The organism is Geobacter sp. (assembly GCA_009684525.1).
Classification (GTDB): domain Bacteria; phylum Desulfobacterota; class Desulfuromonadia; order Geobacterales; family DSM-12255; genus Geoanaerobacter.
In genome coordinates this window covers 303654-316739 of sequence record WKKR01000002.1, presented here as the reverse complement: position 1 = coordinate 316739, position 13086 = coordinate 303654, and the positions used below count along the sequence as shown (strand labels likewise).

Sequence of the window (13086 nt, the reverse complement as noted above, 5' to 3'; positions counted from 1 at the left end):
TGTACCTTCCAGGTACGCCTCGCGATTCAACCCTTGCGCTGCCTTGCAGCTGGTACATTTTGCTGTGTCGCGTTTCAGCTTCTGCCAGAATTAAATTATCGAACCAAGGAGGATACATTTCATGGGAGCAAAGATTATCAAGTTTGACCAGGAAGGTCGCAATGCCATACTCAAAGGGGTCAACACCCTTGCCAATACGGTGAAGGTTACCCTCGGTCCCAAGGGACGCAACGTCATCATCGACAAGTCGTTCGGCTCGCCGCTGATCACCAAGGACGGCGTCACGGTTGCAAAGGAGATCGAACTCGAAGACAAGTTCGAGAACATGGGCGCCCAGCTGGTGAAAGAGGTTGCCTCCAAGACTTCCGATGTTGCCGGTGACGGCACCACCACCGCGACGGTCCTGGCCCAGGCCATCTACCAGCAGGGTTCCAAGCTGGTTGCAGCAGGTCACAACCCGATGGAAATCAAGCGCGGCATCGACAAGGCGGTAGAAACCCTCGTCGCCGAACTGCAGAAGCTCTCCAAGCCGATCAAGGACCACAAGGAAATCGCCCAGGTCGGCACCATCTCTGCCAACAACGACAAGACCATCGGAGACATCATTGCCCAGGCCATGGAAAAGGTCGGCAAGGAAGGGGTCATCACCGTCGAAGAAGCCAAGGCCATGGAAACCAGCCTGGAAACCGTTGAAGGGATGCAGTTCGACCGCGGCTACCTTTCTCCTTACTTTGTCACCGATCCGGAGCGGATGGAAGTCAATCTGGAAAACGCCAATATCCTGATCCACGACAAGAAGATCAGCAACATGAAGGACCTGCTCCCGGTTCTGGAGCAAACTGCCAAGTCCGGTCGTCCGCTCTTGATCATCGCCGAGGACATCGAAGGCGAGGCGCTTGCCACGCTCGTCGTCAACAAGCTGCGCGGCGTTCTCAATATCTGCGCCGTCAAGGCCCCCGGCTTCGGCGACCGCCGCAAGGCCATGCTGGAAGACATCGCCATCCTGACCGGCGGTACCGTGATCTCTGAGGAACTCGGCTTCAAGCTTGAGCAGACCACCTTTGACCAGCTCGGCACTGCCAAGCGGATCACCATCGACAAGGACAACACCACCATCATCGACGGCGACGGTAAGGAAGCAGACATCCAGGGCCGCGTCAAGCAGCTTCGCGCCCAGGTTGAAGAAACCACCAGCGACTATGATCGCGAAAAGCTCCAGGAGCGCCTGGCGAAACTTGTTGGCGGCGTTGCCGTGATCAAGGTCGGTGCTGCAACCGAGACCGAAATGAAGGAAAAGAAGGCACGCGTCGAGGACGCACTCCACGCAACCCGCGCTGCAGTCGACGAAGGGATCGTCCCCGGAGGCGGCGTCGCTTATATCCGCGCCCTGTCGGTCCTCAACGGGCTCAGCCTCCCGACCGAGCAGCAGTTCGGCGTCAACGTCATCAAGCGCTCCCTGGAAGAGCCGATCCGCCAGATCGCACAGAACGCCGGCGTGGACGGCTCGATCGTCGTCGACAAGGTCAGGAACGGCACCGATGCGTTCGGCTACAACGCTGCCGATGACGAGTACACCGACATGCTCAAGGCCGGGATCATCGATCCGACCAAGGTCTCCCGCTGCGCCCTGCAGAATGCAGCGTCGGTTGCCGGCCTCATGCTCACCACTGAGGCGATGGTTGCCGAGAAGCCGAGAGATGAATCCGCAATGCCCGCAATGCCGGGTGGCATGGGCGGCATGGGTGGTATGGGCGGCATGATGTAACCGGAACAAACCCCGGTTAAACAACACGTTGCTTTAGCGCACACGCAAAGGGAGCGGATCCGAGGATCCGCTCCCTTTTGTTTTTTCCCAATAATTCTGGCTGCCAGGGCTTGCAAAAAGGAGATGAAGGTGAATAATTTCTAAACAAGTTGCGAACTCATCCCAGGAACTGCACGACGGAGGGACGTATGCCAGCTCAGCATACCCTTGAGCATCACCTGAAAGAGGTCAAGGCAGGAAAGCGGAAATTTGAGAACACCTTTCAGGGCGTAGCCCGGATGATTCTTGAACATGAGATCGAAAAGGTCGTGGTAAACGGCAGAACCACCTACGACTTCAAGATCTTCCGCACCGGCAGGAAGCACCCCATCGGCATGTTCGACGAAATAAACAGCTTCGTCTCCTTTGTGAAAGATGCCGCCGAAGGAGGCTCCAGCAAAGAAATGGCCTTTGTCCTCGTCGGCGAGCCCGGCAACGGCAAGACCTTTTTCGTCGAGTTTCTCTGCTCCCGCTATCGCGAATTCCTCAGCGAGGAATTGAACCGCAAGTACACCTTCCGTTTCATCAATATGGACAAACTGGGGAGTTACGGCCGGATCGCCACCATCGAATCCCAGACCTATGAGGACCCCTTGATCCTGGCCATGAATCTATTCCCCGACCAGGCGCAGACCAGGGCCTACCTCGCCAAAACCTTTGGTTTCACCGACAAGACGCTGGATACCTTTTATGAGAACTACCGGCCTCTGGGCGCATGCAGCGATTACATCTGGAACGACATCCGCATCCATGCCGACGGCAATATCAAGGATATGCTGACAAACCATATCGATATCGTGGCAGTGCCGCTCTCCGAAAGCCTCGGCACCATAACCGGCAAGTACCCGGCCAAGGACAAGATCACCTCGTCAGCCGTCGACCTTTTGGGAGAGGAATCGATCCAGCGGCTCCTGCACATCACCGATACCAACAACCCCTACCGCTTCGATCTGCGGCGCGGCGCCCTGGCCAGGGTCGGCGGTGGCGGCATCCACTTTGCCGACGAGATCTACAAGAACAAGAAGGACCTGGTGCAGGTCTACCTGGGGGTCATCCAGAACCGGGTAATCGAAATGGACGGCTACAAGTGGCCCATCGATACCCTGATCATCGCCACCAGCAACAACTCGGAATTCAACCGCTTCCTTGCCGAAAAGGAAGAGGCCCCCATCATCGACCGATGCCGTATCTGTTACGTTTCCCACAACACCAATTACCGGATGCAGGAGCAGCTGACCAGTTATGCCATCGGCAGCGAAACCAAGACCACCATCACCCGCGAAGAACTGCACCAGGACCCGAACCTGAACTATGCCGGATCGGTCTCCGTGGTCCTCTCACGGCTCCCCCGCTCGGAAAAGCTCACCCCGGTGGAGACCATGAAGCTGGCTGCCGGCGAAATCGCCGGCGAAAAGAGCATGAAGACCCTTGCCGAGGTGATCGACACCCTCAACCAGGAACCGGACATCACCAAGCGGTTCGGACAGAAGGGTCTCGGCCAGCGGAACCTGGGACGGGCCATCCAGCTCATGGCCGAAAGCTCGGAGACCAACGAAGGCAGGTGCATGGTCGCCCTGGACACCTTCAAGGCCCTGGAGCGGGTCATCCTCGACTACGTGGTCGAGGCGAGCGACCGGGCCAAATACCTGGACGACCTGAAGATCGCCAAAGGGCTCTACCGCGAACGGATCATGACCGAAATGTTCAATGCCTACATGGACGAGCCCTTTGCCATCCGCAAGGATGTCATGAACTATGTCAACATGGTCATCGGCATCGATGCTGAAAACCTGGGCCCGGACAAGATCTGGAAATACAAGGACCCCCAGACCGGCAAGCTGAAGGCGCTCAAGATCGACGAGCGCTTCGTGCGGAACATCGAGGAACGTCTCGGCCTCAAGACCGAGGAGCAGCGCGAAACCTTCCGCACCGCCATCCGCAAGATCTATGGCCAGAAAATCTCCGTGGAGCCCTCCTACGACTTCATGGATAACCTGGAGCTGGTCAAGGCGGTTACCGATGTGCGGCTGAAGAGCGACATTGCCGGCGCAGGAAGCCTCATCGGGGCGCTGGCCAACCGGACCAACGAGGAGAATCAGAAACTCTACGACCGGATCATCGAAACCATGCTGAACAAGTTGCACTATTGCCGGACCTGTGCTGAAAAAACCATCGAGTACTTCTGCACCCAGGAAGATGAAAACTAGAAAGAAACTCCTTACGCCCTGAATGGGCGACGACGGTCACTATGAATGATGCCCTGCAGACATACTTCGATCAGCTCAAGCAACGGGGCCTTTCCCCGGAACGGGAAGCCCTGCTACGCGCGGAACTGGCGGACAATGGCCATCACAAATCGCGGGAGCTGCTCGCAGAGCCGCTACCAGACGGCTTCCATGGTCTGAACGATTTCTGCTGCCTGCAGGAGGCATCTGAACCACAGGCGTCATACACCACCCGTATCGGCTCGCTTGAAGAGCTCCTGGAGCGGGATCGCCGCCGGGAACAGGATGGATTCCCGCGCAAAATCCGTGTCGGCCGTTTGATCAAGCCGGGACGTGGCGACAAGGCGAAAATCGTGGTGGTCCCCACCACGGTGGAGGAAAAGTTCATCCATGACCGCATCCGCCCCACAGGAGAAGAAGGGGCATCAGGAGGAAGTGGCGACGGCGAAGAAGGCGAGGTGATCGGCGAACAGCCGGTCCGCCCCGAAGGAGACCAGGGTGGCGGCGGAGCCGGACATGGCGGTGGAGAATCCCATGAACTGGAGTCCAGCGCATATGATATTGGCAAGATCCTGACCGAGAAGTTCGAGCTTCCCAATCTCAAGGACAAGGGGAAGAAGAGCGCTCTTACCCGCTACACCTATGAACTGACCGACAAGAACCGTGGGTTCGGCCAGATTCTGGACAAGAAGGCCACGCTCAGGCGGATTCTCGAAACCAACATCGCCCTGGGAAATGCCCCGGACCTGTACGATATCGACACCACCCGCTTCCTCATCTCTCCACGTGACAAGGTCTACCGCATCCTCTCCCGGGAACTGGATTACGAATCCCAGGCCATGATCTTTTTCCTCCGGGATTACTCGGGCTCCATGGCGGGCAAAGCCACGGAACTGGTAGCCTCCCAGCATGTCCTCATCTACAGCTGGCTCACCTACCAGTACGAGCGCCAGGTTGAAACACGTTTCATCCTCCACGACGACCAGGCCAGGGAGGTCCCCGATTTCCATACCTACTACAACCTGCAGGTGGCCGGCGGCACCAGGGTGGCGGCTGCCTATCGGCTGGTGAATGAAATCGTGGAAAAGGAAAACCTGGCACGGGACTACAATATCTACGTCTTCCACGGCACGGACGGGGACGATTGGGATACCGACGGCAGCGAGGCGCTTCCTGAGCTGAAGAAGATCCTCACCTATGCCAGCAGGGTAGGGATCACCATTGCCGAGCACCCCTACAATCCCGGCCGCACAGAGGTGGAAAAGTACCTGTTTGCCTCGGGGCTGCTCAACGAAAAACCGGAGATCATCCGACTTGATGTCATGAAAGACGATGCCGACGAGGCACGGCTGATCGAGGGAATCCGGAAGCTCATTTCATGAGCTTCCGGCTAAGGTTTTCGTTCGCTACGCTCACAGGTTAAGGTTAGGAAGGACGAATCCACTTTCTCTAAATCTTAACCTTAACCTCAACCTGGGTCTTATCATGCAACTCATCGATCAACATACCAAGCAGATCATGGAAGGATGCAAGGAGCGGGCTCGCGCTGCCGGACTCCGCTTCCAGGACGAGTCGCTGGAATATATCGTCACCAACCGCGATCTCTTGGAACTCTCCCCCAAGATGATGATCCCGACCCTCTACGACTACTGGGTCAACGACGTTGAGGTCCTCAAGGAAAAAGGCAAATACGAACTCTACCCCGGCAATCCCTACGAGACCGTCATCAATACCCGTCCGGCCATCTCCTTCTACAACGACAACAATCCGGACTGGCTCAACGTGATGATCTTCTATCACGTGCTGGCCCATATCGACTTTTTCCAGAACAACCTCTACTTCCGCCACACCTGGGATTTCGACCTGGCGGGCGAGGCCCTGACCGACAAGCGCCTCATCGCGCGCCTGCGGGCCGAACATGGTCGATGGGTCGACTATGTCATCGAGTTTGCCCGCGGCATCGACAACCAGGTCGGCTACTTCCAGGAACTCTCCCAGTTGCACCGACAGCCTGCCGACACCATGTCCCGTCGGCTCAACTACTATTTCGACGTCTTCATCCAATCGGTGAAGCAGGTGAAGATCTCCGACTTCATCAAAGAGGTAGACCGGTTCAACGAATGCATGCAGAACTTCGGCAAGCTCGGAGAAAATACCTTCTTTGCCGAGGTCACCAGGAAATACCCCGAATTCGATGCCGTCTTCGCCAAAAGCCAGAGTTCGGGTCAGCAGGGCCGGCTTGACCTTTTGCAGTACCTCATGGAACATTCACCGTTTTTGAACCGGGATGAAAACAAGTGGATGAAGTCGGTGGTCGAGGTCGTACGCAAGACCTCGATCTACTTCCAGCCGCAGATCCGCACCAAGATCATGAATGAGGGATGGGCGAGCTACTGGCACGAAACCCTGTTCCTGAAAGACGAACGGATCAGAGGGCACGAGGTCGAATTCGCCCGTGTCCATGCCGGGGTAACATCGATGCCTCGCGTGGGGCTCAACCCTTACGCACTGGGGATGCGGCTGTTCCAGTTCATCGAAGAACAAGCCGACAAGGGGAAGCTCACCTACGACTACCAGCGAATTCTGGATGCCGAGACGCGCAAGCGCTTTGACGCAGGCACCGCCACCGGCCGGGACTTCATCTTTTCGGTGCGGGAAAACTGCGCCGACTTCCTGTTTCTCACCAATTATGTGGACCAGGAATTCGTTGACCGCCACCGCCTGTTCGTCGCCGGCAAGCGCCTCAACAAGGCAAAAATGACCTGGGAGTACTATGTAAAGAGCCGTAGCGCCCAACAGTATCGCCAGATGTTGCTGGATACGCTCTATCACCCCCCCTGCATCACGGTTGACGAGACAAAAAAGAACGAAGGGCTCTTCCTCGACCACCATCACGAAGGGCAGCCGCTGGTACAGGAATTCATCGCCAACACCATGATGGGACTGGAATTCCTCTGGGGGGGGCCTGTCAAGCTCCGGACCAACGAGGTCGTAACTGCTCCCCAGCTTGCCGAAGATGTCTGGGCCGGCATGGAAGAGCCGGAAGCAACCTGGCACACGGTCATCTATACCATGAAGGACCGCCAGCTCACCAAAACCGTTCTCTAGACAGGCAGACGTCATGAACAGCATCGAAAAGGCCATCAGCAATCTCAATCAGAACATCGACGACTGGAAGCAGTACACCCCAATCCCGTTTGATGAGTTTCTCAATCTGCTGGCTGCCAATCCCACCCGCATGATCCGCAACGTCTTCCAGGTTTTCCACGATATGGTCAAGGGGTATATCGAGGAAGGGATTGACGAATATCCCGACGACCCCGAGTCGATCCACTATGTCTATTACGATTGCCGGCGGCTCTTCATCGAAGGGACCGATCACCCGTTTTTCGCCGACCGCCTCTTTGCCAACCGCCTGGTGAACCTGGTCGATGCCTGGAAGCGGGGAGCCCAGCAGAACAAGATCTATATCTTCGAAGGCCCTCCGGGCAGCGGCAAAAGCACGTTTCTCAACAACCTGCTGATGAAGTTCGAGCAGTTCGCCAATACCGAGGAAGGGATGCGGTACGAAGTGGTCTGGCGGCTCGACCGGCGGATCCTCTCCTCCCATAGGAAGCAGGAGGCCAGCCAGTTCCTCGACAAGCTCTCCACGCTCCTGGATGCGTATGAGCTGTCCCATGAAGAGATCATGGGCGCAAAGAACACCCTGATCGAAGGGGGGGATTACATCGACATCCCCTGCCCGTCGCACGACAATCCCCTCTTGATCATCCCCAAGGACCACCGCCGCTCCTTCCTGGACGACCTCTTTCGCAATGACGAGATAAAATGGCGACTCTTTACGGAAAAGGAATTCGAGTGGGTATTCCGCACCAATCCGTGCACCATCTGCAGCTCCCTCTACCAGGCCCTGTTGCACCGCCTCAAGAGCCCCGCAGAGGTCTTCCGAATGGTCTATGCACGCCCCTACTACTGCAACCGCCGCATGGGCGAAGGGGTCAGCGTCTTCAACCCCGGCGACCGCCCCCTCAAACAGAACATCCTGACCAACGAGCTGCTCCAGGAGCGGACCAACGCCCTGCTCCGGGACAGCAATGCCGTGAAATACCTCTTTTCCACCTATGCCAAAACCAACAACGGGATCTATGCCCTGATGGACATCAAGGGGCACAACACGGAGCGGCTCATCGAACTGCACAACATCGTCAGCGAGGGGGTTCACAAGGTCGAGGACCTGGAGGAGAACGTCAATTCGCTCTTCCTTGCCCTCATGAATCCGGAAGACAAGAAAAACATCGAGAACATCCAGTCGTTTTCCGACCGGCTCGAATACATCAAGATCCCCTATGTCCTCGATCTTAATACGGAAGTGGAGATCTATCGCAACATCTTCGGCAAGCAGATCGACCTGAACCTGCTCCCTAGGGTCCTGCACAATTTCGCCCGCGTCATCATCTCCTCACGGCTCAACATCCGCTCAGAAGCAATGCTGGAATGGATCGAAGATCCCCAGAAATACAGTCTCTATTGCGACGAAAACCTGCAGCTGTTGAAGATGGAGATCTACACGGGGCACATCCCCCCCTGGCTGCTCGAAGAAGATCGAAAACGCCTGACAGCCAAGCGCCGCCGCCGGATCATCGCCGAATCCGAAGCCGAAGGGGGGCAGGGCTTTTCCGGTCGGGATGCCATCAAGATCTTCAATGACTTCTATTCCACCTATGCCCGCAAGGACCGGATGATCACCATGGCGATCCTCGACAATTTCTTCACCAAGGTGCATCCGGAACTCAACGTTCAGATCCCTGCCGGGTTCCTCGACTCGCTGCTCCGCATGTACAACTACACGATCCTCCAGGAGGTCAAGGAATCGCTCTACTATTACAACGAGGAGAAGATATCCAGGGATATCCAGAACTATCTCTTTGCCGTCAACTTCGAGATGGATACCGTGCAGAACTGCACCTATACCGGAGATAAGCTGGAGATCAACGAGGGGTTCTTCGAGGGGATCGAGCACTGGCTGCTCGGCGAACAAGTAGAGCGAGACAGGGTCCTTGCCTTCCGCAAGGCGACCCAGAAGGAGTATACCGCTTCAACCCTGACCCAGGAGATCATGTTCGGCAAACCGATCAACGAAACCAAGCTCTACCTGGCCCTGCATGACCGCTACGTGCATAACCTGAAGGGCAAGGCCCTCGACCCGTTCCTGGCCAACGAAAACTTCCGGCGAGCCATCAAGGATTATGATCGGGAGGAATTCAAGACCTACGACAAGAAGATCAGAAACGACGTCAGCTTCCTGATCAAGAACCTCTGCAGCAAGTTCCGCTACACCAAGCATGGTGCCAGGGAGGTCTGCATCTACGTCATCGACAACGATCTGGCCCGCCAGTTCACCTGACCCCTGAGCGCCGTCTCACATCTCAACCCGCGTCACTACCCCCTGCAGCTTGCTCGCGGGCAAATGGTTAAATTGGACAAAATTCGGAGTAACCTTCTTTATGAACGAAAAGATGCGCCAGACCGGGTTTCGCGTGGCAATATCTTCGACGCCATAAAAGATGACCTTCTCCTTGATGCAGTTCTGTTTAAGCAGACGTTCAATCTCGACGATCTCCATGTAGCCCGCCTTGATCTCAAAACCATCGAGTCCGGTGCCGACATCCGTCAGCAATGACGATTTGACGCCAAATGGCTCATCAGTGCGCACGATGGAAATGAAAATGTTCCGTTCATAGATGATGTTGCTACGGATGATGCAGTGGACCACGTAGGGGGGAACCACATCGAGGTCCTTGGTAAAAAAGAGGGCAGTCCCGGGGATATTCTTGCCCTTGGCAAATATCTGCTCGTAGCTGAGCAGAAACGTCTCCATATCCAGGGGTTTGATCGCCCGATAAAGGGAGCGTTGGCCACGAGTCCATATTATGATAATAACAAAAGGAATGGACGAAAGAATAATCGACCAGTATGCCCCATGAGGAATCTTCGAGAACGTCGACAGGAGATACAGGAAGTTTATCACCGCTATGACCGCAACGATGGGCGCCTTCCACTTCTTGGTGGTATGGGAAAAGACCATGATCATCATGATTGCCGTTATGGTCATGGAGCCGGTCACTGCCATGCCATAGGCAGCCGCCAGGTTCGAGGATTTGCGGAAGATCAGCATCATCAGGATAACGGCACACATAAGCCCCCAGTTGACGGCAGATATATATATCTGCGACTGGAGATGGGTAGACGTATACTTTACCTTCATGAGCGGCATGAGCCGGGTCGTGATCCCCTGGTAGACAATGGAGAAAACGCCGCTGATGATGGCTTGGGAGGCAATGATGGTTGCCATGATGGTGAGGATCAAAAACGGTATATAGAGGAATGGCGCTTGTTCCTTGACCATACCGAAAAGAAGATTTGCTGCCCCTCGATGGGTCATGACAAAAACACCTTGCCCCAGGTAATTTATGAAGAGAGCAACAAAAACGAAATACCAGGCGCGGATGATCGGTTTCTTGCCCAAGTGCCCCATATCGGCATACAGCGCCTCACCGCCGGTTGAACAGAGGATCACTTCCGAGAGAACGAAAAATCCGGGAACCCCGTTGAGCTGAAAAAACCTGACGGCATGCCAGGGATTGATAGCCCCGACGATCTCAGGCATCTGGGAAATAGATGCAATTCCCGACACAAACAGGACCGAGAAATACACGACCATGATCGGACCGAAGATCCGGGCAACCTTGTCGGTACCATGGGACTGGAACACGAACAGGGTGATGGCAATGATCGCAGCTATCATGACGAGAACCCCCTGACGAAGATTCTCCATGCCGGGAATCAGCACCATCCCTTCGACCGCGGACATGATGCTGATGGCCGGGGTAATGACGCCATCGCCGAGCAGAAGCGATACGCCGAGGAAAGAAAGGAAACCGGCGAATGCCAGCAGGCGGCCGGATTTCAACAGCTTGACCAGGATCTCCCGCAGGACAATCTCGCCACCCTGCCCCTTTTTCCCCAAACTCATGGCCAGCCAGGCATACTCACCCGTCACCAGGATGGTCATGGTCCAGAAAACCAGTGAAAGAATACCGAAGACATTTTCCCGGGTCGGCTCGGTCAGGGCAAAGATGACCGTAAGCGTATAGATGGGACTGGTGCCGATATCGCCAAAGACCAGCCCAAGCGCCTTGACGATCCCCCCCCAGAAAGAATCTTTCTGCGTATCAGCCATAGAACCCACGACCTTTCGCGAAACTGCCTGCAGAACTACATCTCTACACGGGTTACGACGCCTTGCAGCTTACTCGCCGGCAGTTTGTTGAACTGGACAAAATTGGGAGTCTGACGCTTGATGGTGGCGAACATGCGCCAAAACGGATTTCCCGTGGCAATGTCCTCGATACCGTAGAAGATGACTTTCTCCTGAATGTCATTCTGCTTCAGGAGGGTTTCGATATCGATAACCTCCATGTAGCCCGACTGGACCTCGAAGGCATCGAGTCCGGAACCTACTCCTTTGGTAAGTTTTGTCTTTACCCCAAACGGCTCCTCGGTCCTGATCAACGAAACAAAGACGTTGCGTTCATAGATGATGTTGCTGCGAATGATGCAGTGGATGACATACGGCGGCACCACCGGGGTCTCACGGGTGAAAAAGAGTCCGGTGCCGGGAATATTCTTGCCTTTGGCGTAGATCTGCTCGTAGCTGAGCAGAAAGGTATCCAGATCGAGCGGTTTCAAGGCACGATACAGTGCTCGCTGGCCTTTTGTCCAGATCAACATGACAGTCAACGGCAGGGAAGCAAGGATGAGCGACCAGTATCCGCCATGAGGGAGCTTATACAGGTTGGAAAAGAGATAGATGAAGTCAACCACTGTGACGGCAAGGGCTACCGGGACCTTCCATTTCTTGGTGGTCCGGGCAAATATCATGGTCATCATTATGCCGGTTATGAACATGGTGCCGGTAACCGCCAAGCCATAGGCGGCAGCCAGATTCTCCGATTTCTGGAAGAGGAGCATGATGAAGATGACCAGAATCATCAGGGACCAGTTGACCGAGCCGATGTAGATCTGCGACTTAAGATGGCTTGAGGTGTAGTCTACTTTCATCAGCGGCAGGATACGGGTGGTTATCCCTTGGTACACAATGGAAAAAACTCCACTGATCAAGGCCTGGGAGGCAATGACCGTAGCCATGATGGTCAGGATGAGGAAGGGGATATAGAGTGCCGGGGCTTCCCAGCGGATCATGCCGAACAGGATGTTCTTAGCGTCCGGGTGGGCCAGGATGAACGCTCCCTGGCCGAGATAGTTGATGACCAGCGCTGCAAAGACGAAATACCAGGCACGGATGATCGGCTTGCGCCCCAGATGCCCCATATCCGCATACAGCGCCTCGCCACCGGTGGCACAGAGGATTACTTCGGAAAGGACAAAGAACCCGGCCATACCGTTTTCATGGAGAAAAAAGAGGGCGTAATGAGGACTGATAGCTTGCAGCACGCCGGGGGAGGTCGATATCGCAATAATTCCGGAAAGCGTGAGCGCCGAAAACCAGACCACCATGATCGGTCCGAATGCAGTTGCCACCTTGTCGGTGCCCTTGAACTGGAAGACGAAGAGCACAACGGCAATTACCGCGGCAATAAAGATCATGACCCCTTGGGACAATCCTTCGAGACCCGGAATGAGTTGCATCCCCTCAACGGCAGAAAGGATACTGATGGCCGGGGTGATGACCCCGTCGCCCAGGAGCAGCGACACGCCAATAAAAGAAAGAAAGCCGACAAAAGCAACCTGACGACCCGACTTGAGCAGGCGGATCAGGATCTCCTTGAGAACAATGGTCCCACCTTCTCCCTTTCTGCCCAGGCTCATGGCCAACCAGGAGTATTCCATTGTCACGAGAATAATAAGGGTCCAGACTATGAGGGAAAGGATGCCCAGCACATGCTCGGAGGTCGGCTTGGTGAGCGTCATGATAACGGTCAGGGTATAGATCGGACTCGTCCCGATATCTCCGAAAACCAGCCCCATGGACTTGAC

Annotated in this window: 7 protein-coding genes; 5 read left to right on the top strand and 2 right to left on the bottom strand. The window is 55.5% G+C overall.

What is annotated here, in order from left to right:
• Positions 1-121: 121 nt before the first annotated feature.
• The 5 genes from groL to GJT30_07685 all read left to right on the top strand — a co-directional run bounded on the left by groL (position 122) and on the right by GJT30_07685 (position 9433).
• A complete protein-coding gene (groL, locus tag GJT30_07705) occupies positions 122-1765 on the top strand; it encodes a chaperonin GroEL (GenBank protein MSM39489.1) in 1644 nt (547 codons plus the stop codon).
• 188 nt (positions 1766-1953) lie between these two features.
• Positions 1954-4011 (top strand): serine protein kinase PrkA, encoded by a 2058-nt coding sequence (locus tag GJT30_07700; GenBank protein ID MSM39488.1) that lies wholly within the window; start codon positions 1954-1956, stop codon positions 4009-4011.
• A gap of 41 nt (positions 4012-4052) precedes the next feature.
• Positions 4053-5411, top strand: a complete 1359-nt coding sequence (locus tag GJT30_07695) for a DUF444 family protein (GenBank protein MSM39487.1) — start codon at positions 4053-4055, stop codon at positions 5409-5411.
• 103 nt (positions 5412-5514) lie between these two features.
• Positions 5515-7137 (top strand): SpoVR family protein, encoded by a 1623-nt coding sequence (locus GJT30_07690; GenBank protein ID MSM39486.1) that lies wholly within the window; start codon positions 5515-5517, stop codon positions 7135-7137.
• Positions 7138-7150: 13 nt separating this feature from the next.
• Positions 7151-9433 carry a serine protein kinase PrkA gene (locus tag GJT30_07685; protein ID MSM39485.1) on the top strand — a complete coding sequence of 761 codons (2283 nt, stop codon included), beginning with the start codon at positions 7151-7153 and terminating at the stop codon, positions 9431-9433.
• Positions 9434-9448: 15 nt separating this feature from the next.
• On the opposite strand, the gene GJT30_07680 is transcribed toward GJT30_07685, so the two are convergent.
• Entirely contained in the window at positions 9449-11269 is a 1821-nt protein-coding gene (locus tag GJT30_07680) for a potassium transporter Kup (protein ID MSM39484.1), read from the bottom strand.
• A 35-nt stretch (positions 11270-11304) separates the two neighbouring features.
• On the bottom strand, positions 11305-13077 hold the full coding sequence (locus GJT30_07675; GenBank protein ID MSM39483.1) for a potassium transporter Kup: 1773 nt from the start codon (positions 13075-13077) through the stop codon (positions 11305-11307).
• Positions 13078-13086: the final 9 nt, after the last annotated feature.